Origin of the sequence: Pseudomonas persica, from assembly GCF_900291015.1 — a bacterium.
In the GTDB taxonomy this organism is placed as follows: domain Bacteria; phylum Pseudomonadota; class Gammaproteobacteria; order Pseudomonadales; family Pseudomonadaceae; genus Aquipseudomonas.
The window spans coordinates 192719-214623 of the sequence record NZ_OLKL01000006.1; the positions used below are offsets into that span (position 1 = coordinate 192719).

At 64.2% G+C, this 21905-nt stretch carries 14 protein-coding genes; 8 read left to right on the forward strand and 6 right to left on the reverse strand.

The annotated features are described in order from the left end of the window. Window positions 1-230 precede the first annotated feature (230 nt). Together aceF and aceE are read right to left on the reverse strand one after the other, a co-directional pair. Complete coding sequence (gene aceF / locus FQ664_RS02110) at window positions 231-1862, reverse strand: dihydrolipoyllysine-residue acetyltransferase (protein ID WP_144170232.1); 1632 nt, start codon at window positions 1860-1862, stop codon at window positions 231-233. Window positions 1863-1875: 13 nt separating this feature from the next. Further along, window positions 1876-4521 carry a pyruvate dehydrogenase (acetyl-transferring), homodimeric type gene (gene aceE / locus FQ664_RS02115; protein WP_144170233.1) on the reverse strand — a complete coding sequence of 882 codons (2646 nt, stop codon included), beginning with the start codon at window positions 4519-4521 and terminating at the stop codon, window positions 1876-1878. A 383-nt stretch (window positions 4522-4904) separates the two neighbouring features. Between aceE and glnE the strand changes: the two genes are divergently transcribed. From glnE to FQ664_RS02155, 8 genes are all read left to right on the forward strand, one after another. Continuing rightward, complete coding sequence (glnE, locus tag FQ664_RS02120; protein WP_144170234.1) at window positions 4905-7838, forward strand: bifunctional [glutamate--ammonia ligase]-adenylyl-L-tyrosine phosphorylase/[glutamate--ammonia-ligase] adenylyltransferase; 2934 nt, start codon at window positions 4905-4907, stop codon at window positions 7836-7838. A gap of 224 nt (window positions 7839-8062) precedes the next feature. Then, window positions 8063-9112, forward strand: coding sequence for a lipopolysaccharide heptosyltransferase II (waaF, locus tag FQ664_RS02125; RefSeq protein ID WP_144170235.1), 1050 nt, complete (start codon window positions 8063-8065; stop codon window positions 9110-9112). Beyond that, entirely contained in the window at window positions 9113-10171 is a 1059-nt protein-coding gene (gene waaC / locus FQ664_RS02130) for a lipopolysaccharide heptosyltransferase I (protein WP_144170236.1), read from the forward strand. Then, on the forward strand, window positions 10171-11295 hold the full coding sequence (locus FQ664_RS02135) for a glycosyltransferase family 4 protein (protein ID WP_144170237.1): 1125 nt from the start codon (window positions 10171-10173) through the stop codon (window positions 11293-11295). The genes waaC and FQ664_RS02135 overlap by 1 nt, the downstream gene beginning before the upstream one ends. Next, complete coding sequence (gene rfaP / locus FQ664_RS02140; protein ID WP_144170238.1) at window positions 11292-12098, forward strand: lipopolysaccharide core heptose(I) kinase RfaP; 807 nt, start codon at window positions 11292-11294, stop codon at window positions 12096-12098. Before FQ664_RS02135 ends, rfaP begins: the two co-directional genes overlap by 4 nt. Then, complete coding sequence (locus FQ664_RS02145) at window positions 12098-12832, forward strand: lipopolysaccharide kinase InaA family protein (RefSeq protein WP_144170239.1); 735 nt, start codon at window positions 12098-12100, stop codon at window positions 12830-12832. Before rfaP ends, FQ664_RS02145 begins: the two co-directional genes overlap by 1 nt. Then, on the forward strand, window positions 12829-13581 hold the full coding sequence (locus tag FQ664_RS02150; RefSeq protein WP_144170240.1) for a lipopolysaccharide kinase InaA family protein: 753 nt from the start codon (window positions 12829-12831) through the stop codon (window positions 13579-13581). Before FQ664_RS02145 ends, FQ664_RS02150 begins: the two co-directional genes overlap by 4 nt. After that, complete coding sequence (locus FQ664_RS02155) at window positions 13581-15023, forward strand: lipopolysaccharide kinase InaA family protein (RefSeq protein ID WP_144170241.1); 1443 nt, start codon at window positions 13581-13583, stop codon at window positions 15021-15023. Before FQ664_RS02150 ends, FQ664_RS02155 begins: the two co-directional genes overlap by 1 nt. Here FQ664_RS02155 and FQ664_RS02160 read toward each other — a convergent pair. The 4 genes from FQ664_RS02160 to FQ664_RS02170 all read right to left on the reverse strand — a co-directional run bounded on the left by FQ664_RS02160 (window position 14984) and on the right by FQ664_RS02170 (window position 21705). Beyond that, on the reverse strand, window positions 14984-17788 hold the full coding sequence (locus tag FQ664_RS02160) for a dermonecrotic toxin domain-containing protein (RefSeq protein WP_144170242.1): 2805 nt from the start codon (window positions 17786-17788) through the stop codon (window positions 14984-14986). The two genes, FQ664_RS02155 and FQ664_RS02160, sit on opposite strands and share 40 nt — an antisense overlap. A 72-nt stretch (window positions 17789-17860) precedes the next feature. Beyond that, window positions 17861-18034 carry a hypothetical protein gene (locus FQ664_RS27175; RefSeq protein ID WP_178090937.1) on the reverse strand — a complete coding sequence of 58 codons (174 nt, stop codon included), beginning with the start codon at window positions 18032-18034 and terminating at the stop codon, window positions 17861-17863. Continuing rightward, window positions 18031-19143, reverse strand: a complete 1113-nt coding sequence (locus FQ664_RS02165) for a PepSY-associated TM helix domain-containing protein (RefSeq protein ID WP_144170243.1) — start codon at window positions 19141-19143, stop codon at window positions 18031-18033. Before FQ664_RS02165 ends, FQ664_RS27175 begins: the two co-directional genes overlap by 4 nt. A 156-nt stretch (window positions 19144-19299) precedes the next feature. Continuing rightward, window positions 19300-21705 (reverse strand): TonB-dependent siderophore receptor, encoded by a 2406-nt coding sequence (locus FQ664_RS02170; RefSeq protein WP_144170244.1) that lies wholly within the window; start codon window positions 21703-21705, stop codon window positions 19300-19302. Window positions 21706-21905 lie beyond the last annotated feature (200 nt).

Here is a 21905-nt window from a genome sequence, read left to right on the forward strand (position 1 = left end):
GATTTTGGTGCCGCTTTGCGGCCTGTGGGAGCGGGGTTACCCGCGAACACCGGCGTAGCCGGTGCCATGTACCGGGTTGGATTCTTCGCGGGTAAGCCCGCTCCCACAGGGGCACAGCCTTCCCAGTCTTTTTCAGGCAAAAAAAAGCCCCGCCAATCGACGGGGTTGAGGTACGAGCGTGGCAGCTCGAAAAGGGTACTGCCCCTCGCGCAGAGGGGCAGTGTGCTGCCTTACAGCAGCATGGTGCGGATATCGCCCAGCACGTCGCCCAGGCGCTTGGTGAAGCGCGCGGCGGCAGCGCCGTTGATCACACGGTGATCGTAGGACAGCGACAGCGGCAGCATCAGCTTCGGCTGGAAGGCCTTGCCATCCCAGACCGGCTGCATGGTCGCCTTGGAGACGCCCAGGATAGCCACTTCCGGCGCGTTGACGATCGGCGTGAAGCCGGTGCCGCCAATGTGGCCGAGGCTGGAGATGGTGAAGCAGGCGCCTTGCATCTCGTCGGCCGACAGCTTCTTGGTGCGGGCTTTTTCAGCCAGCGCCGCCGCTTCGGCAGCCAGTTGCAGCAGGCTCTTCTGGTCGACGTTCTTGATCACGGGGACCAGCAGGCCGTCCGGAGTGTCCACGGCGAAGCCGATGTGCACGTATTTCTTGCGGATGATGGCCTTGCCGCTTGGCGCCAGCGAGCTGTTGAAGTCCGGCAGCTCCTTGAGCAGGAAGGCGCAGGCCTTGAGCAGCAGTGGCAGCACGGTCAGCTTCACGCCAGCCTTCTCGGCCACGGCCTTCTGCGCAACGCGGAAGGCTTCCAGCTCGGTGATGTCGGCGGAGTCGAACTGGGTCACGTGCGGCACGTTCAGCCAGCTGCGGTGCAGGTTGGCAGCACCGACCTGCATCAGACGGGTCAGGGCCACTTCTTCCACTTCACCGAACTTGCTGAAGTCCACGGCAGGGATCGGCGGGATGCCGGCGCCGCCGGTTGCGCCAGCGGCTGCCGGTGCTTCCTTGGCTTTCTGCATCATCGCCTTGACGTAAACCTGCACGTCTTCTTTCAGGATGCGGCCGTGCGGGCCGGTGGCGGCAACAGCGCCCAGGTCGACACCGAATTCACGGGCCAGCTGGCGTACTGCCGGGCCGGCGTGAACCTTGGCGTTGCTGCCAGCGGCCGGTGCGGTGGCAACCGGTGCAGGGGCAGCAGCCGGGGCCGCAGCGGCAGGTGCGGCGGCCGGAGCAGCCTCGGCCTTGGCCGGGGCTGCAGCAGGTGCCGGAGCGGCAGCCGGGGCAGCGCCCGCAACCTTGAGCTTGAAGATCAGGTCGCCAGTGCCGACTTCGTCTTCCAGCTTGCACAGCACTTCTTCGACCACGCCGGCAGCCGGCGACGGGATTTCCATGGAGGCCTTGTCGGACTCCAGGGTGATCAGCGACTGGTCAGCTTCGACGGTATCGCCGACCTTGACCAGTACTTCGATGATCTTGGCCTTGCCCGACGAGCCGATGTCCGGCACGTGGATGTCCTGCACGCTGGCGGCAGCCGGGGCTGCGGCCACTGCAGGGGCGGCTTCGACGGCAGGCGCAGGGGCGGCAGCCGGAGCCGGAGCGGCGGCCGGAGCCTCAGGGGCCGCAGCAGCGGCGCCCTCGGCTTCCAGGACCAGCAGCTCGTCGCCTTCTTTCAGGCGGTCGCCCAGCTTGACCTTCAGTTCCTTGATGACACCGGCTTTCGGGGCCGGGATCTCCATGGAGGCCTTGTCGGACTCCAGGGTCAGCAGGCTCTGGTCAGCCTCGATACGATCACCGACCTTGACGAACAGCTCGATGATTTCACCTTCACCGCTGCCGATGTCAGGTACGCGAATGAGTTCGCTCACTTAAAAATACTCCTCAGCAGTCCAGTGGGTTGCGCTTGTCCGGTTCAATACCGAACTTGACGATAGCGTCTGCAACAACCTTTGGTTCGATCTCGCCACGGTCAGCCAGGGCTTCCAGGGCAGCCAGCACCACGAAGTGGCGGTCGACTTCGAAGAAGTGACGCAGCTTCTTGCGGCTGTCGCTGCGACCATAACCGTCGGTACCCAGGACCTTGAACTCTTTGCTCGGTACCCACTGGCGAATCTGCTCGGCGAACAGCTTCATGTAGTCGGTGGAGGCGATGACCGGGCCCTTGCGACCGTTCAGGCACTGCTCGACGTAGGTCTGCTGTGGCTTCTGGCCAGGTTTCAGGCGGTTGGCGCGTTCCACGGCCAGGCCGTCGCGACGCAGTTCGTTGAAGCTGGTGACGCTCCACACGTCGGCACCGACGTTGAACTCTTCACGCAGGATCTTCGCCGCTTCGCGGACTTCGCGCAGGATGGTGCCGGAGCCCATCAGCTGTACGTGGTGCGCGGCTTCGCGGGTGTCTTCTTCCAGCAGGTACATGCCCTTGATGATGCCTTCCTCGACACCGGCCGGCATGGCTGGCTGCTGGTAGGATTCGTTCATCACGGTGATGTAGTAGAAGATGTCCTGTTGCTCTTCGGTCATCTTCTTCATGCCGTCCTGGATGATCACCGCCAGCTCGTAGCCGTAGGTCGGATCGTAGGTGCGGCAGTTCGGGATGGTGCCCGCCATCATGTGGCTGTGACCGTCTTCGTGCTGCAGGCCTTCACCGTTGAGGGTGGTACGGCCGGCGGTACCGCCGATCAGGAAGCCACGGGTACGGCTGTCGCCAGCGGCCCAGGCCAGGTCGCCAATACGCTGGAAGCCGAACATCGAGTAGAAGATGTAGAACGGCAGCATCGGCTGGTTGTGGCAGCTGTACGAGGTACCGGCAGCGATGAACGACGACATGGCGCCGGCTTCGTTGATGCCTTCCTCGAGGATCTGGCCCTTCTTGTCTTCGCGGTAGAACATCACCTGGTCTTTATCGACTGGCTCGTAGAGCTGGCCGACCGACGAGTAGATGCCCAGCTGGCGGAACATGCCTTCCATACCGAAGGTACGGGCTTCGTCCGGGATGATCGGGACGATGCGCTGGCCGATTTCCTTGTCCTTGACCAGCTGCGCCAGAATACGCACGAAGGCCATGGTGGTGGAGATTTCGCGGTCGCCCGAGCCGTCCAGGATCGCTTTCAGCGTTTCCAGTGGCGGGGTCGGTATGCTGAAGCTCTTGGCGCGGCGCTGTGGCACGAAACCGCCCAGGGCAGCACGGCGCTCGGCCAGGTACTTGGCTTCGGCAGAACCTTCTTCCGGCTTGAAGAACGGCAGGTTCTCCAGGTCGGCATCCTTGACCGGGATGTCGAAGCGGTCACGGAAGTGACGCAGGCTGTCGACGTCGACCTTCTTGGTGTTGTGCGCGGTGTTCTTGGCTTCGCCGGCACCGGTACCGTAACCCTTGATGGTCTTGGCCAGGATGACAGTAGGCTGGTCTTTGTGGTTGACCGCCTGGTGGTACGCCGCGTAGACCTTGTACGGGTCGTGGCCGCCACGGTTGAGTTTCCAGATCTCTTCGTCGGACAGGTCTTCGACCATGGCCTTGAGTTCCGGGGTGTTGAAGAAGTTCTCACGAACGTACGCGCCGTCTTTGGCTTTGTAGTTCTGGTACTCGCCGTCGATGACTTCGTCCATGCGGCGCTGCAGGGCACCGTTGGTGTCCTTGGCGAACAGTGGGTCCCAGAAGCGGCCCCAGACGACCTTGTTGACGTTCCAGCCACCGCCACGGAACACGCCTTCGAGTTCCTGGATGATCTTGCCGTTGCCGCGCACCGGGCCGTCGAGGCGCTGCAGGTTGCAGTTGATGACGAAGATCAGGTTGTCCAGCTTCTCGCGGCCGGCCAGGGCGATTGCGCCCAGGGATTCCGGCTCGTCGCACTCGCCGTCGCCCATGAAGCACCAGACCTTCTGCTTGCCGGCCGGGATGTAGCCACGGGCTTCCAGGTACTTCATGAAGCGTGCCTGGTAGATGGCCTGGATCGGGCCCAGACCCATCGATACGGTCGGGAACTGCCAGAAGTCAGGCATCAGCCATGGGTGCGGGTACGACGACAGGCCGTTGCCGTCCACTTCCTGACGGAAGTTGTTCATCTGCTCTTCGCTGATGCGGCCTTCCATGAAGGCACGGGCGTAGACGCCTGGCGAGGCGTGGCCCTGGAAGAAGATCAGGTCGCCGCCGTGTTCTTCGGTCGGGGCCTGGAAGAAGTAGTTGAAGCCGATGTCGTACAGGGTGGCGCTGGAGGCGAAGCTGGAGATGTGTCCGCCCAGGTCCGAGTCTTTCAGGTTGGTGCGCATGACCATGGCCAGGGCGTTCCAACGCACCATCGAGCGAATGCGGCGTTCCATGAACAGGTCGCCAGGCATGCGTGCTTCGTGGGTGACAGGGATGGTGTTGCGGTATGGCGTGGTGATCGCATACGGCAGCTGGGAGCCACTACGGGTGGCCAGCTCGCCCATACGGGTCATCAGGTAATGAGCGCGGTCTTCGCCTTCTTTGTCGAGGACCGACTCCAGGGCATCCAGCCATTCCTGGGTTTCGATTGGATCGAGGTCTTGCATGGCTTGCTCCAGGGCGGAAAGGCAACCAGAATCGATTGCCTGAGATTGCGACTGGCCTTATGGGCAGACGTCGTGAATTCTTGGATTACCGGGGTGTCCTCCGGCGCCGTGTAGTTTTACTACATTTGCTTTCGCATTTCATGCTTTTACACGACACGAGCAGTAGTAAAACTACATTTGTGCGACGTTTCGTCGCATGCTGGCTTGTGAGGAAAAACGTTCATGTTGGTTGGCGTTGTGTCGCGAGCGGGTAATTCTTGATGTTTGCTGCCATGTTTTGGTTAATTTCAGCTATTTCCAACTTTTGTACGACAGTCCAACCGTGGTCCGGTTTCCCCTTGGCCGCTTCTTCCCCTCTATTTCACGCCGATCAAGGATAGACCATGCGCCTACCTTTGCCGTCCGATCTGCCCGCTACCCTGCAGCCACTGGTCGCGCGCAATCAGCAATTCATCAGCGATGCCGTGGCTGCCCACCCGGAGCTCGACCTGCAGGCCTGGAGCCCGCTGCACCGGCAACAGTTCGACCAGGTTGCCGCCGCCAGCGACTTCGTGCTCGGCCTGGCCCGGCGCGAGCCGGCCATGTTGTTCGGCCTGCTGGCCAGTGGCGAGCTGGATCGGCGTTACGCCGCGGGTGAACTGCGCGGGCATGTCGCTGCCGCTGCCCAGGCGGCGCAGAGCGAGGACGAGCTGGCACGCAACCTGCGCCGTGAGCGCAACCGCCAGCAGCTGCGCATCATCTGGCGCGACATCACCCGCCAGGCCGAGTTGGGCGAAACCTGCCGCGACCTGTCCGACCTGGCCGATGCCGCCATCGACGAAGCCTACCAATGGCTGTACCCGCGCCAGTGCCAGCAGTTCGGCACACCCATCGGCAACCGCAGCGGCCAGCCGCAGCACATGGTGGTGCTGGGCATGGGCAAGCTGGGTGCGGTGGAGCTGAACCTGTCGTCGGACATCGACCTGATCTTCGCCTTCCCCGAAGGCGGCGAAACCGAAGGGGTGAAGCGCTCGCTGGATAACCAGGAGTTCTTCACCCGCCTGGGCCAGCGCCTGATCAAGGCGCTGGACCCGGTCACCGTCGACGGCTTCGTGTTCCGTGTCGACATGCGCCTGCGCCCTTACGGCTCGGCCGGCGCGCTGGTGCTCAGTTTCAATGCCCTGGAGCAGTACTACCAGGACCAGGGCCGCGACTGGGAACGCTACGCGATGATCAAGGCGCGGGTGGTGGCCGGTGACCAGGCGGCCGGCGGGCAGTTACAGGATATGCTGCGGCCGTTCGTGTATCGCCGTTACCTGGACTTTTCCGCGATCGAAGCGCTGCGCACCATGAAGCAGCTGATCCAGCAGGAAGTGCGGCGCAAGGGCATGGCCGACAACATCAAGCTGGGTGCCGGGGGCATTCGCGAGGTGGAGTTCATCGCTCAGGCCTTCCAGCTGATCCACGGCGGGCGCGACCTCAGCCTGCAGCAGCGGCCGTTGCTGAAAGTGCTGGCCACTCTTGAAGGCCAGGGCTACCTGCCGCCGGCCGTGGTCGCCGAGCTGCGCGAAGGTTATGAATTCCTGCGTTATACCGAACACGCCATCCAGGCCATTGCCGACCGTCAGACGCAGATGCTGCCGGACAGCGAGACCGATCGGGCGCGGGTGGCATACATGCTCGGTTATGCCGACTGGCAGAGCTTCCATGACCAGTTGACGCACTGGCGTGGCCGCATTGACTGGCACTTCCGCCAGGTGATCGCCGACCCGGATGATGAAGACGGCGAGGGCGAGCTGGTAGTCGGTGGCGAATGGTCGCCGCTATGGGAGCAGGCGCAGGATGAAGAGGCCGCTGGCCGCCAGCTGCAAGAGGCCGGTTTCCAGCAGCCCGGCGAAGCCCTGCGGCGTCTGGCTGCGCTGCGCTCCAGCCCGCAGCTGCGGTCGATGCAGCGGATTGGTCGCGAGCGCCTGGACGCCTTTATCCCGCGCTTGCTGGCCCAGGCTGTTGAACATGACAACCCCGACCTGGTGCTCGAGCGCGTGCTGCCGCTGGTCGAGGCCGTGGCACGGCGTTCGGCCTACCTGGTGTTGCTCACCGAAAACCCGGGCGCCTTGCGCCGCCTGCTGACCCTGTGCGCCGCCAGCCCGTGGATTGCCGAGCAGATTGCCCGTTATCCGCTGCTGCTCGACGAACTGCTCAACGAAGGCCGCCTGTTCAGCCCACCACTGGCGCCGGAGCTGGCCAGCGAGCTGCGCGAGCGCCTGACGCGCATTCCCGAGGACGACCTGGAACAGCAGATGGAGGCGCTGCGTCACTTCAAGCTGGCCCACAGCCTGCGCGTGGCCGCCTCGGAAATCAGCGGTAACTTGCCGCTGATGAAAGTCAGCGACTACCTGACCTGGCTGGCCGAGGCCATTCTCGACCAGGTACTGGCCCTGGCCTGGCGTCAGACCGTGGCCCGCCATGGCCAGCCCAGGCGCAGCGACGGCAGCCTGTGCGACCCGGGCTTCATCATCATCGGCTACGGCAAGGTGGGTGGCCTGGAGCTGGGCCACGGCTCGGACCTGGACCTGGTGTTCATCCACGACGGCGACCCGCAGGCGGAAACCGACGGTGACAAGCCGATCGACGGTGCGCAGTTCTTTACCCGCCTGGGTCAGCGCATCATCCACCTGCTGGCCACCCAGACCAACTCCGGTCAGCTGTATGACGTGGACATGCGCCTGCGCCCGTCCGGTGCCGCGGGGTTGCTGGTCAGCTCGCTGGGGGCGTTCGAGCGCTACCAGCAGAACGAGGCCTGGACCTGGGAGCACCAGGCCCTGGTGCGGGCCCGCGTGCTGGTGGGGTGCAAGCAGGTGGGGGCAGCGTTCGAAGGCGTCCGCGCCAAGGTGCTCGGCCAGGCTCGCGACCTGGAAAAGCTGCGCAGCGAAGTGAGCGAAATGCGCGCCAAGATGCGCGACAACCTTGGCACCAAGGCCACCGCTGCCGGTACTGCGGCCAACGCCTTCGAGGCCAGTGTGCCGTTTGATATCAAGCAGGATGCCGGCGGTATCGTCGATATCGAATTTATGGTGCAATACGCCGCTTTGGCCTGGTCCCACGACCACCCGGCCATACTCCGATGGACCGATAACATCCGCATTCTGGAAGAGCTGGAGCAGGCGGGGTTGATGCCGGCCAGTGACGCGGTGCTGTTGCGTGAAGTGTACAAGGCGTTCCGCTCGGCCTCGCACCGCCAGGCCCTGCAGAAGCAGGCCGGGGTGATCGATGCGGCGCAGTTTGCCGATGAGCGCCGCGAAGTGCGGCGGATCTGGGGTGAACTGGGCTTGACCTGAAGGCCTGCGCCGGCCCTGTGGGAGCGGGTTTACCCGCGAAGAAGACGGCGCGGTGCATGGCACCGGTTTCGCCGGTGTTCGCGGGTGAACCCGCTCCCACAGGGTCTGCGATCAGCGACGGATATGCCTGAGTGGTACACTGTCCGCCACATAGCCTGAATATAAAGAGGGGAGGCCAGGCTGTACCGCAGCCTGTAGCCTCCCCGAGCGTTTCTGGACTAAGCATGAGAATACTGATCATTGGCCCCAGCTGGGTCGGCGACATGGTGATGGCGCAGACCCTGTTCCAGTGCCTGAAACTGCAGCACCCCGACTGCGTGATCGATGTGCTGGCCCCCGAGTGGAGCCGGCCGATCCTCGAACGCATGCCCGAGGTCCGTCAGGCCCTGAGCTTCCCGCTCGGCCACGGCGCGCTGGAACTGGCTACACGGCGGCGCATCGGCAAGTCCCTGGCCGGCCAGTACGACCAGGCCATCCTGCTACCCAACTCGCTGAAGTCGGCGCTGGTGCCGTTCTTTGCCGGTATCCCCAAACGCACCGGCTGGCGCGGCGAAATGCGCTTCGGCCTGCTCAACGACGTGCGCAAGCTGGACAAGGCCCGCTACCCGCTGATGATCGAGCGCTTCATGGCCCTGGCCTACGCGCCCGGCGCCGAGCTGCCGCAGCCGTACCCACGCCCCAGCCTGCAGATCGAAGCGCAAAGCCGCGATGCCGCCCTGGCCAAGTTCGGCCTGGAGCTGGACCGCCCGGTGCTGGCGCTGTGCCCTGGTGCCGAGTTCGGCGAGGCCAAGCGCTGGCCGGCCGAGCACTACGCCACCGTGGCTGATGCGATGATCCGCCAAGGCTGGCAGGTTTGGCTGTTCGGCTCGAAGAACGATCACCCGGTCGGCGAGCAGATCCGCGACCGGCTGATCCCGGGCTTGCGTGAAGAATCGTCCAACCTGGCCGGCGAAACCTCGCTGGCCGAGGCCATCGACCTGATGTCCTGCGCCCATGCCGTGGTGTCCAACGACTCCGGGCTGATGCACGTGGCCGCCGCGCTGAACCGCCCGCTGGTGGCGGTGTACGGCTCGACCTCGCCGGGCTTCACCCCGCCGCTGGCCGAGCACGTGGAAGTGGTGCGCACCGGCATCGAGTGCAGCCCGTGCTTCGACCGCACCTGCCGCTTCGGCCACTACAACTGCCTGCGCCTGCTGGAGCCGGGCAAAGTCATCGCCGCTCTGCATAGCCTGAGTGGGCCGGACCTGATCGATACCGTGGCCGAGGTCGACTAAGTGCGGGTACTGATCATCAAGACTTCGTCGCTGGGTGATGTGATCCACACCCTGCCGGCGCTTACCGATGCCGCCCACGCCATCCCGGGCATCCGCTTCGACTGGGTGGTGGAAGAAGGCTTCGCCGAAATCCCCAGCTGGCACCCGGCGGTCGACCAGGTGATCCCGGTGGCCATCCGCCGCTGGCGCAAGAACCTCTGGCGAACCATCAAGAGTGGCGAGTGGAAGGCGTTCAAGCAGCGAGTACGCGAGCGCAAGTACGACCTGGTGATCGACGCCCAGGGCCTGGTCAAGTCGGCCTGGCTGACCCGCTACGTCAAGGCGCCGGTGGCTGGCCTGGACCGCTACTCGGCCCGTGAAGGCTGGGCTAGCCGCTTCTATGACCGGCGCCTGTCGGTGGCCACCGGGCAGCACGCGGTGGAGCGGGTGCGCCAGCTGTTCGCCATGGCCCTGGCCTACGACCTGCCGGAAGGCATCGGCAACTACGGCCTCGACCTCGATCGCCTGCAACTGCCGCCGGCCGCCCCCTACGTTGTGTTCCTGCATGGCACCACCTGGGCGACCAAGCACTGGCCCGAAGCCTACTGGCGCGAACTGGCCGAGCGCATGGGCCGGCGCAAGCTGGAGGTGCGCCTGCCGTGGGGTAACCCGACCGAGAAGGCACGCGCCGAGCGCATCGCCCAGGGCTTGAACAACTGCCAGGTGCTCCCCAAATTGAACCTTGCCGGCGTTGCTCGCGTGTTGGCGGCGGCAAAGGCCTGCGTGGCGGTCGATACCGGCCTCGGCCACCTGGCGGCGGCACTTGATGTGCCCACCATTTCGCTGTTCGGTCCGACCAACCCGGGCCTGACCGGCGCCTACGGACGGACCCAGATTCACCAGGCCAGTGACTGGCCCTGCGCGCCCTGCCTGCAGAAGAAGTGCACCTACAAACCGAGCGCCGATGACTTGCGCCGGTTCGATCTGAAACGCGAGTGGCCGCTGTGCTTCACTCGCCTGAATCCCGAGCATGTGGCGAGCCGCTTGAGCGCGTTGCTGCTGGCTGAGGATGTCCGTTGATGCAACTGGCTTTCGTGCTTTACAAATACTTCCCCTTCGGCGGGCTGCAGCGCGATTTCATGCGCATTGCCCTGGAATGCCAGAAGCGGGGCCACCAGATCCGCGTGTACACGCTGATCTGGGAGGGTGACATTCCGCCGGGCTTTGAAGTGCTGGTGGCGCCGGTGAAGGCGATCTTCAACCACCGCCGCAACGAGAAGCTCAGCGCCTGGATGGCCGCCGACCTGGCCAGGCGCCCGGTCGACCGCCTGATCGGCTTCAACAAGATGCCAGGGCTGGACGTGTACTACGCCGCCGACGGCTGCTTCGAGGACAAGGCGCAGACCCTGCGTGGCGGCCTGTACCGTCGCTGGGGCCGCTACCGGCACTTTGCCGAGTACGAGCGTGCGGTGTTCGCCAAGGACGCGCATACCGAAGTGCTGATGATTTCCGAAGTGCAGCAGCCGCTGTTCATCAAGCACTACGGCACCCCGGTCGAGCGTTTCCACCTGCTGCCGCCGGGCATTTCCCAGGACCGCCGCGCGCCGGCCAATGCCGGTGAAATCCGCGCCGAGTTCCGCAAGGAATTCAACCTGGGTGATGATGACCTGCTGCTGGTGCAGATTGGCTCGGGCTTCAAGACCAAGGGCGTTGACCGCAGCCTCAAGGCCCTGGCCGCACTGCCGTCGGCCCTGCGCAAGCGCACCAGGCTGATGGTGATTGGCCAGGACGACCCCAAGGTGTTCCAGCTGCAAAGCGCTACCTTGGGCCTGGGCGAGCAGGTGCAGTTCCTCAAGGGCCGCAGCGACATCCCGCGTTTCCTGCTGGGCGCCGACCTGCTGATCCACCCGGCGTACAACGAGAACACCGGCACGGTGCTGCTCGAAGCGCTGGTGGCCGGCCTGTCGGTGCTGGTCTCCAAGGTGTGTGGCTACGCCCACTACATTGCCGAGGCCGACAGCGGCCTGGTGCTGGACGAGCCGTTCGAGCAGGAACAGCTCAATGGCTACCTGCAGCGTATGCTCGAAGACCAGCAGGCCCGCGCCAGCTGGTCGCGCAATGGCCTGGCGTTTGCTGAAACCGCCGATCTGTACAGCATGCCGCAACATGCCGCCGACGTGATCCTGGGGCAGGAGTCTGCATGAAGCTGATACTGGCCGAACCGTTCAAGCGCCTGTGGGCCGGGCGTGATCCCTTCGACGCCGTGGAGGCGCTGCAAGGCGAGGTCTATCGCGAGCTGGAAGGGCGCCGCACGCTGCGCACCGAGGTCGCTGGCGAAGGCTTCTTCGTCAAGATCCACCGCGGCATCGGCTGGGGCGAGATCTTCAAGAACCTGTTTAGCGCCAAGCTGCCGGTGCTCGGCGCCGGCCAGGAATGGCAGGCCATCCAGCGCCTGCACCAGGTCGGCGTGCCGACCATGACTGCTGTCGCCTATGGCGAACGTGGCAGCAACCCGGCCGCGCAGCACTCGTTCATCATCACCGAAGAACTGGCGCCGACCATCAGCCTGGAAGATTTCAGCATCGACTGGGTCAGGCAGCCGCCCGAGCCGCGCCTGAAGCGTGCGCTGATCGCCGAAGTGGCGAAGATGACCGGCGGCATGCACCGTGCCGGGGTCAACCACCGTGACTGCTACATCTGCCACTTCCTGCTGCACACCGACCGCCCGGTGACGGCGGATGACTTCAAACTGTCGGTGATCGACCTGCACCGCGCGCAAACCCGGGCGAGAATCAGCCGCCGCTGGCGCGACAAGGACCTGGCCGCGCTGTATTTCTCGGCGCTGGACATTGGCCTGACCCAGCGCGACAAGCTGCGTTTCCTGCGCGGTTACTTCCAGCGCCCGCTGCGGCAAATCCTCAAGGATGAAGCCGCGCTGCTCGCCTGGCTGGAGCGCAAGGCGCAGAAACTCTACGATCGCAAGCAACGCTATGGGGATGCACTCTGATGTCGGGTTGGACACTGGCGCCAGGCTACGAACACCTGGCGACGGATTTCGGCAGCCTCGAGGCGGTATTTACCCTGCAAGGCGAACGCCTGACCCGCGACCCGCTCAGCGAAGTGGTGCGCATCACGCGTGAAGGGGTCAATTACTACGTCAAGCGCTACACCGGGGCCGGCAAGCATATGCGCCGTTACCTGGGCCGGCCGCGGATCAAGGCTGAATGGCAGAACCTCAAGCAGTTCGCCAAGTGGGGCATTCCCACTGCCGAAGTGGTGGCCTGGGGCCTGGAGCGCAATGGCCTGGCCTTTGGCCGGGGCGCGATGATCACCCGCGAATTGCCGCGCACCGAAGACCTGTCGGCGCTGGCCGAGCGTAACGATGCACGCCTGGCCGACCGCGCCTGGGTCGGGCATGTCAGCAGCCAGCTGGCGCGCCACACCCGGGTCATGCACCAGCACCACTTCGCCCATAACGACCTGAAATGGCGCAACCTGCTGGTCGACGACCAGGGCACGCTATTCTTCATCGACTGCCCCACCGGCGATTTCTGGCGCGGCTTCATGTGGCGGCACCGGATGATCAAGGACCTGGCGTGCCTGGACAAAGTGGCCAAATACCACCTGTCGGCAACCCAGCGCCTGCGTTTCTACCTGCAATACCGTGGCCGCGACCGGCTGAATGTGCGCGACAAGAAGCGCATTCGCCAGGTGGTGGGCTTTTTCGAGGGACGGGAATGACCGATTACCTGGCCAGCGCGGACCTTGCGCTGCTCAAACGCCATGGCCTGGACGACTTCGAGGCGCTGTGGGCGCTGCAACTGGAAGCCGTGGATGAACCGAACACCGGCCGCGGTGGCTGGAGCAGCGTTTACCGTCTGGAGCTCGAAGGCAAGGGCTACTACCTCAAGCGCCAGAGCGACTACCTGACCCGGACCCTGCACCGGCCGTTCGGCGAGCCGACCTTCGCCCGTGAATTCCGCAACATCAGCCGCTACCAGAAGCTGCACATTCCGGCCTTGCAGGCGGTGTTCTATGGCGAGCGCAAGCAAGGTGACCAGCATCGGGCAATCCTGATGACCCGCGCCCTGGACGAATGGGCCGACCTCGACAGCCTGCTGGCCCGCTGGCCACAACTGAGCGATGCTGAACGCAACGGCGTCCTGCAGGCCTGCGGCCAGCTGGCGCGTACCCTGCACAGCGCCGGCCAGGTGCATGGCTGCTTCTACCCCAAGCACATCTTCCTGCGCCAGCGCCGCGACGGCTGGGATGCGCAACTGATCGACCTGGAAAAGACCCGACCCCTGCTGTTCGGCATGCGTGACCGCCTCAAGGACCTGGAGCCGCTGCTGCGTCGCGCCCCGCTCTGGGGCGAGCGCGATGTACGTAGCTTGCTGGCCAGCTACCTGGCGCAACCGGCCGATGGCACGCTGGTCGATACCTGGCTGCAACGCCTGACGCAACGCCGTCGTGAAAAAGAGGCCCGCTGATGCGTTTGTCTGAATTGAAAGAGGCCGGGCGCACTCCCTCGTTGCCCCTGAGCATCACCCTGGCCGATGCCGCCGGCACGGCTGACCTGCAATTGCTCAGCCTGCTGCGCGTGCTGCCGGGCCAGCGCTATGTGGGCGCCGGCGTGTGGCGCGGTACCCCAGTGCTGGCCAAGCTGCTGGTCGGTGGTAACGCTGCCCGACATTTCCAGCGCGAACTGCAAGGCGTGAAGCTGCTGGCCGAGCAGGGCCTGACCACGCCCAAGCTGCTGGCAGACGGCCTGAGGGACGGTGAGGGCGGCTGGCTGCTGTTCGAGTTCCTCGACGACGCCGAAAGCCTGGCCGATGCCTGGGCGGCAGTGGAAAACCTGCCGGTGCTTGCCGACGAGCAGCACCTGGTGCTGGGCGAGGCGCTCACTGCCGTAGCGCACATGCACGCCCAGGGCCTGTGGCAGGAAGACCTGCACCTGGACAACCTGTTGCGTCACGGCGGCAAGCTGTACTTGATCGACGGCGCCGGCATCAAGGCCGAAACACCTGGCCAGCAGCTGTCGCGCCCGCGTGTACTGGAAAACCTTGGGGTGTTCTTCGCCCAGCTACCCAAGCGCCTGGAGCCGTTCATCGAAGAACTGCTGGTGCACTACCTGCTGGCCAACGCCGAGCATGCGTTGCCGCTGGAAGCCTTGCAGAAGCAGGTGGACAAGGTGCGCAACTGGCGCCAGAAGGACTACCTGGAAAAGGCTGGCCGTGAATGCAGCCTGTTCAGTGTCGAGCGCAGCCTTTCCGGCCTGCGGGCGGTCCGCCGCAACGAGGTCGCAGCCATGCTGCCGGTGCTGGAGCAGGCCGATGCGTTGATCGATCAGGGCCACCTGTACAAGACCGGTGGTGCAGCCAGTGTGGCGCGCATCGAGGTTGGCGGCCGCACGCTGGTGCTCAAGCGCTACAACATCAAGAACACCGCCCATTGGTTCAAGCGCTTCTGGCGCCCGAGCCGGGCCTGGCATTCATGGATCGAAGGCCACCGCCTGGAATTCCTCGACATCGCCACGCCGCGCCCGCTGGCAGTGCTGGAGCAGCGGGTGATGGGCTTGCGCAGCCGTGCCTACCTGGTCACCGAATATGTCGATGGCCCGGACCTGACCGAGTGCTTCGCGCCCTACGTGGACAACGGCGATGCGCCCGAGGAGCAGGTGGATGCCCTGGTGCACGTGATGCAGCAGTTGATTCGCGAGCGCATCAGCCACGGCGACTTCAAGGGCCACAACCTGTTCTGGCACAACGGCCAGTGGTCGCTGATCGACCTCGACGCCATGTGCCAGCACGCCACCCAGCTCAGCTTCGCCCCGGCCTATGCCCGTGACCGGGCGCGGCTGCTGCGCAACTGGCCGAGCGGCAGTGCCCTGCATCAGCGGCTGGACCGGTTGCTACCCAAGCTGGCCGAGTAATCCGCTGGCAGCGCCAGCCAGTCGCTGCTGCGCCCCGCCTGACGCACACGTATGCGCCATTGGCCGTCCTGCCAGCGCAAGACGGCCCAAGGCACGACGCCGGCATGTGTGGCCTCGGGTATCGGCAAATGATAGTGCCCGGGCAACAAGTGGCGGCGCAGTGGCAGTTGTCCGCCTGCGGTCTGCAAATAAAGCTGCTCGTGCGCCTTGAACAGGCCTTTGGTGTCGCTGATCGGTGCGCCGGCCAATTGAACCTGCAGGCGGCAATCGTCGAACAGGCGCACCAGGTCTGGAAGGCCGTCGTACCAAAATAGCGGTGAGTCGATGACCCAGTTGCCATTTGCCAGGCGCTTGATCGGCTGGGTCAGGTACGCGTCCGGCTGGTCAGGGTCGACAGCCCGCCAGCGGCGGCCATCGAACGCGACCTTGAAGTAGTGGCCTTGGCTATCTTGCACGAAGTACTCGGACAATCCTTCCAGGGCCGAGGCTTTTTCGTACACTTCCTCACCGTACACACCGTCGATGCGATAGCGCAGTCTGCTTGTGTCGGGCGTTACGCTGAAGCGCGGTGGCAGCGGCAGCGGCGGCTGCTTGGGCATGCCACGCAGCATGCGGCGCATCAACCCCATGCTGGCCAGGTTGGTACCGACATCGTTGAGGTGGCTCAGGGCATTGTAGGCATGGTTCAGCACGCCATTGAGATCTTCCTGGCGGTAGGCTTCGACGCCATTCCAGAGCTCCAGCGCCATCCGCCCGAGGGCCAGCGGTATCATCACCTTGTTTGGCAGGACAGTGCTGATCAGGTCCAGCAAGGTCAAGCCCAGTTTCAGTGCCTGTTCTGCGTCGACTTCAGCCGTGCTGTGGCTGTTGGCATCGGCCTTTGCCAGCAAACTGCGGACTTCGGCCATGTAACAGGCGAAGAACAGGTCGTCGTCGATCGCGGGGGTTTGCAGTGCGGTGCCCAGGCGCCCTTTCAACAGTAGTTTTTCGACCTGTGCGCTCGGCAACAGGGGCAGGCGTTGCTTGAGGTAGGTGCGCAGCGCGGGTTTGTCGCGTAGCAGGCGCAGCAGTGCGCGCGGGCTGGCAAACGATCGCCAGGCGCGCCGGTCTGGTGCGTCCGGTGTGTAAAGCACGAACGAGGTGGTGTTGGCAGCGGTGCTGTTCAGTAGCAGCACGCCCTGCACGGTGTTGCTTTTGATCAGCAACTGGCGGGCCACCACCGTGTGCCCGTCCACGCGAGGACGAAAGGCGTTGTGCGGTTGCGCCAGCACCTGCCCTACCCAGCGGTAATGGCGCTCCGACCCGTCCTGGGCAAGATGCCCTGCGTAGCGTGCCTTGGCCAGTTCGGCATGCATGCGGGCACGGTTGACCTTGGTATGCGCGTACAGGCGCCATCTGCCTTGTGCCGAGGCGATCAGTTGAGTGCGCAGGTAGCTGGCATAACTGTCACCGACATTCAGGCTTCTGACCAATGCCTTGATGTAGCTTGGGTTCAGTGCGGGCGGCAGGCCTGCACCACCGCTGCTGGTCACCCGTGCGGTCAGCCAGTAGTCGTAGTCGAACCAGGCCAGGTTGCGCAAGGCCAACTCAGTCAGCGGGTAGCTTGCGTGTACGGTCTCGACCGACTCTCCACCGACCTGTTGAAAACCATGCCAGGTCACATATGGCGAAGGCTGGAGCGGATGCAGCCAAGGCCCTGTCTGGCGTGTGTACACGACGTTGATGAGGATCTGCGAGGGCGCTACGGTCACGCCGAGGTCGTTGCGCAGGCGCTCCTGCACACGTTGGCGGGCCCACTCCTGCAGGCTGTTTCGTTGCTGGAACTGGTTGAGCGTGAGGATGCCCGGAGCGGCAACCTGCTCACCAGCGGCAATCAGTTCCTGCATGCTTTGCATGACATGTGCGAGTGCCTGCGGGCTTGCCGAGCGCAGCCAGGTGGGCTGGTTCCGTTCGAGCAGTGCCGCATAACGGGTGTCGAGCAGGGCCTTGCTGCCGGCTTCTTCGTTGAGTGCCATGGCCGCACGCAGGTTCTCGCAGGCCCGCTCCGGCTCGTCGGTTGGCAGAGCCGACCAGGCATGGTGCAGGCGCCGGCGTTGGGCTTCGATCAAGCAGTCGACCTGTGCCTGCAAGGGGTCATCGGCATACCATTCGTAGCGCAGGCGGTCGGCCTGGCCGGCGTTGTCGATGTGCGCCTTGTCCACCAGCAAGCGCAACAAGGGTGCGCTTTGAAGCGGATCATCAAGGCGCTCGCACAATTCCTGATGCAGTTCAGGAAGCGAAGGGTAGGCCTCGACACCTTGGGTCAGGCCCCATAGCAGTACCGGGCCGGTTGCCTGATCGGGTTCGAGATCCTGCCCTTGCGCTGTTCCGGTGGCGATCACGAACATGCCGGGTAGTGCGCCGCGCCACGCCGGGCTGGCGCGTAAAAGTACCGGGCGGTAGGCCTGGGCCCGGCGTGCGAGCGGCTGGTGCCGACGTTGCCAGGCGTAGGGCAGGTCGAGAAAGTGACTGATGATACGGGCCTGGTCTGCGCTCAGGGTTTGATCGGCCAGGCGCAAGTCCGCTTCGGCATGCATCATGGCCCGGCGGATGTCGGTCAGCCTGCTGGCGCGTGAGCGGCCTTGGCTGTCAGGGGCGCTCCAGAATGCGGCGAGTTCGCCATGCAGGCTTTGCCGTGGTTGCAGTGGGTGGGTGGCGGCCGGCATTGCTTCGAGCAGTGCCAGCACCATTTGATGCAGAAAATCGATACGTTGCAGGGGTAACATGCTCGGCTCCGTGCGTCAGGGAGCGAGCGATGCTGAATCGCCGCCGCGCTGACCGGGAAGTAACCGGCTACCTCATCTGCGCAGGCCACGCAGGCTCAGCCATGCCGGTATGCCGAGACCGGCCCAGGCGAGCATGTCCCAGGCCCCGTCACCCAGCAGGGCGGCGAACAGCCCTGCCGCGGTCAGGGCGGCGATGGCGGCCGGCCAGGCCAATACCCTGGCGGTTGAGCGTGAACGATGGCTCATGCAGGGGCCTCTTGTGTACGGCGATGCTTGGCCCACCAGAGGTATACACCGCTGCCGAGCACCATGATGGTCAGTACATCGAGCACTGCCCAGAGAATCTGCATCGGCCGCCCGCCGTAATCACCGAAATGCAGAGGTTGCGACAGGCCCATGGCATCCATGTACCAAGGGCGTTCGCCGACGGCTGTAACCTCCAGGGTGCGGGCATCGATCAGTACCGGCGTGAACAGATGCGAACTCAGGTGCGTTGCGCCGTTCATGAATACCGCATAGTGGTGCTCGCTGGAGAAACGCGTACCGGGGAAAGCGATGAAGTCGGGGCGCATGCCGGGGGCGGCCTGCTTGGCGATTGCCAGCAGGCGCGTGGCCGGCGCACGCTCGGTGAGCGGCGGGGCATCGCGATAGGGCGCGACCATGGCGGCCAGGCTGTCGTTGCGCCAGGCAGCGATGACCAGGTCGGAAAGCGCGCTGATCACGCCGGTTACGCCTACTGTGAGCGCCCATGCCAGGGTGACCACACCGATCAGGTTGTGCAGGTCGAGCCAGCGCAGGCGGCGGGATTTGTCGTGGCGCACCGAGCCGAATTCCAGGCGACGCATGAACGGTGCGTAGAGCACTGTGCCGGAGATGATCGCGACGATGAACAGCACGCCCATGAAGGCCAGCAGCAGCTTGCCGGGCAGGCCGGCGAACATGTCCACATGCAGGCGCAGCATGACCATCATGAAGCCGCCGTTGGCGGCCGGCATGGCCACTGCTTCGCCGGTACGGGCATCGAGCATGAAGGTGTGCGACAAATTGGGGGCGGTGCCTGCGGTGGCGGCGGTGATGGCGACCACGCCGTCGGGTTCGTCCTTGTCGTAGCCGAAGTACTGCATGACCTCGCCAGGGCGGTGCTGTTCGGCTTTGAGTACCAGTTGCTGCAAGTCGAGATGTGGCGTGCCTGCTGGCATTTCACGCAGTTCGGGGGCGTCGCCGAGCAGGTGTTCGAGTTCGTGGTGGAAGATCAGCGGCAGGCCGGTGACTGCCAGCAACAGCAGGAACAGGGTGCAGACCAGGCTGCTCCAGGTGTGGATCACCGACCAGCGGCGGATGGTTGGGCTTTTCATCACGGTACCGATTATTGCCTGATGGGCATTGGGGCTGCTTTGCAGCCCAATCCCCGGCAATCCAGCTCCCACAGGAAAGCGCATGACTTGAGGTCAATGCGGTCGAGGTGGGAGCTGGCTTGCCGGCGATTGGGCCGTAAAGCGGCCCCCGTTCACTCAGAACTTGTAATTGACGCTGGCCACCACGTTGCGTTCGTCGCCGTAGTAGCACCAGTAACCGTCACAGTTGGCCAGGTAGTCCTTGTTGAACAGGTTCTTCGCTTCAACCGCTACGGTCAGGCCTTTCATGCTGTTGTCCAGGCTGCCCAGGTCGTAGTGCACCGAGGCGTCATACACCGTGTACGAGCCCACATGGGCCAGGTCGGTGTTGGCGGTATTACCGTAGGTGTCACCTACATAGCGCACACCACCGCCAATGCCGAAGCCGTCCAGTGGCCCGCTGTGCCAGGTGTAGTCGGCCCACAGGGTTGCCTGGTTGCGCGGGATCAGCGCCATGCGATTGCCTTTGTCGTCACCCTTCAGGATCTCGGTGTCGGTATAGGTATACGATGCGATCGCCTTGAGGTTCTCGGTAACGTGGGTGGAGGCCTCCAGTTCCAGGCCGCGAACCTGCAGTTCGCCCACCTGGCGGGTGATGCTGCCCTCGGTGACGCTGACGTTCTGCTGCTTCAGGTCATACACCGCTGCAGTGAGCAGGGTGTCGGTCCCGACGGGCTGGTATTTCACACCCACTTCGTACTGACGGCCTTCGGTCGGCTTGAACGACTCCGTGGAGTTGACGTTGGCGCCACTGGCGGGCTGGAACGACTCGGTGTACGAGAAGTACGGCGTGATGCCGTTGTCGAATACGTAACTCAGGCCGACGTTGCCGCTGAAGGCTTTGTCGCGCTGGGTATTGGTGGCGTCATTGCTCTTGTGGAACACAGTGCCGGTGTGAATCCAGTCTTCACGACCACCCAAGGTCAGGCGCCAGTTGTCGAGCGACATCTGGTTCTGGATGTAGGTACCCGTCTGGTAGGTTTTCTGCTGAAAGTCCTGCATGGCGAAGTAAGTGACGTTCGACAGGTCGGCGCCATATACCGGGCGGTTGACGTTGATCGGTGGCACACCCATGCCATACAGCCATTGATAGTTGGTATTCGAACGCTGATGGTCCAGGCCCAGCAGCACGGTATGGCTGATGTCGCCGGTCTGGAAGTCGGCCTGGAAGTTGTTGTCGACGGCGAACTGGTTGATGTCTTCGTTGATGATGCCCGACTCGCGGTTGACGTTGCCAGCGGCGTCGATGCTGTTGACGGTTGCTACCTGCACGGCCTGGGATGACAGATCGCTCTTGGTGTAGCGCAGGTTCTGGCGGAACTGCCAGGTGTCGTTCAGGCGGTGCTCGAAGGCGTAGCCCAACGCGTAGTAGGTGCGGTCGTAGAAATCCCAGTCCGGTTCGCCAAGGTTCTTGTGGTGGGAAATCTTGCCGGTCGGTCCGTCCAGTTTGGTGCCTTGCAGCGGCAGGAACTGGCCGGTGATACCGGTATCGTCCCGGGTGTACTGGGAGATGAAAGTCAGCTTGGTATCGTCATCGATGTTCCAGGTCAGGCTAGGTGCGATGTTGTAGCGCTTGTCCGGGATGTGGTCGATGGGAGAGTTGCTGTCACGCACCACGCCACTTACGCGGTAGAGAAACTTGCCCGCGTCGTCGATCTTGCCGGTGCTGTCAAAGTTGATCTGCTGGTGTTTATTGCTCCCCACCTGGGCTTCGATCTGGTGCGCACGCTCAAGCTGCGGACGCCGGCTGACCATGTCGAGCATGCCGCCCGGTGGTGTCTGGCCATACACCGACGATGCCGGGCCGCGCAGCACGGTAATGCGTTCGAGGTTCCACGGCTCGACCTTGGGGTTGGCGAACGAGCCCTTGGGCAGCGGCAGGCCGTCCAGGAACTGGGTCGGGTCGAAACCGCGCACACGCAGCCAGTCGGCGCGCGAGTCCGAACCGTAACCGCTGCTTTGCACGCCTGCGGTGTAGCGTAGCGCGTCATTGAGGTTGAGTACCTGGCGATCATCCAGTTGCTGGCGGGTGATCACGGTCATCGAACGTGGGGTCTCGACGATTGGCGTATCGGTCTTGGTACCCGCGGCAGTGCGTGTGGCCACGTAACCGCTGGAGGCACCCCAGGCGCTTTCATAGCTGGAAGTCGCATTGATCGCAGTCTCCGGCAGCGCCAGTGTCCCTTCCGGCGCAGCCACCAGGCTGTAGCTGCCCACGCTGCTTTGCTGCAGTTGCAGGCCAGTGCCGCGCAGGGCAGCCTGCAGGGCGCCGAGGCCATCGTAGTGCCCGCGCACCGGGACCGAGGTGCGGCCGCTGACCACTACCGGGTCGATGGCCAGGGCGATGCCGGCCTGGCTGGCGATCTGGTTGAGGGTGGTGGCCAGCGGGGCGCTGGGCAGGTCGTAGGCGCGCGGAGCGGATTGCTCGGCGGCGAACAGGGCAGGGCTGGCCAATGGCGCGGCCACGGCGATGGCCAGGGCCATCAGGCTGGGGCGCAGGATACGATCAACAGCACGGGACATGCAGCGGCTCCTCGACGGATAAGTGCTTACTGCTTCCTTGCCGAGCGAGAGTTGAAAAGTGACAGGGTGAATCTGAAAATAAGTGAGAATTATTTGAAGTTGGCTTTTGCCTGTACCGGCCCTTTCGCGGGTAAACCCGCTTGTATGGTAGGACTTGAAGGGAGGAGGAGGGTCATAACTCGCTTCTGACTGTTCGCAGC

What these genes read in the sequence shown, in the direction of transcription:
- aceE (WP_144170233.1), bottom strand. Translation starts at nt 4,521, where the DNA reads ATGCAAGACCTCGATCCAATCGAAACCCAGGAATGGCTGGATGCCCTG.
- glnE (WP_144170234.1), top strand. Translation starts at nt 4,905, where the DNA reads ATGCGCCTACCTTTGCCGTCCGATCTGCCCGCTACCCTGCAGCCACTG.
- waaF (WP_144170235.1), top strand. Translation starts at nt 8,063, where the DNA reads ATGAGAATACTGATCATTGGCCCCAGCTGGGTCGGCGACATGGTGATG.
- FQ664_RS02135 (WP_144170237.1), top strand. Translation starts at nt 10,171, where the DNA reads ATGCAACTGGCTTTCGTGCTTTACAAATACTTCCCCTTCGGCGGGCTG.
- rfaP (WP_144170238.1), top strand. Translation starts at nt 11,292, where the DNA reads ATGAAGCTGATACTGGCCGAACCGTTCAAGCGCCTGTGGGCCGGGCGT.
- FQ664_RS02145 (WP_144170239.1), top strand. Translation starts at nt 12,098, where the DNA reads ATGTCGGGTTGGACACTGGCGCCAGGCTACGAACACCTGGCGACGGAT.
- FQ664_RS02150 (WP_144170240.1), top strand. Translation starts at nt 12,829, where the DNA reads ATGACCGATTACCTGGCCAGCGCGGACCTTGCGCTGCTCAAACGCCAT.
- FQ664_RS02155 (WP_144170241.1), top strand. Translation starts at nt 13,581, where the DNA reads ATGCGTTTGTCTGAATTGAAAGAGGCCGGGCGCACTCCCTCGTTGCCC.
- FQ664_RS02160 (WP_144170242.1), bottom strand. Translation starts at nt 17,788, where the DNA reads ATGTTACCCCTGCAACGTATCGATTTTCTGCATCAAATGGTGCTGGCA.
- FQ664_RS27175 (WP_178090937.1), bottom strand. Translation starts at nt 18,034, where the DNA reads ATGAGCCATCGTTCACGCTCAACCGCCAGGGTATTGGCCTGGCCGGCC.
- FQ664_RS02165 (WP_144170243.1), bottom strand. Translation starts at nt 19,143, where the DNA reads ATGAAAAGCCCAACCATCCGCCGCTGGTCGGTGATCCACACCTGGAGC.
- FQ664_RS02170 (WP_144170244.1), bottom strand. Translation starts at nt 21,705, where the DNA reads ATGTCCCGTGCTGTTGATCGTATCCTGCGCCCCAGCCTGATGGCCCTG.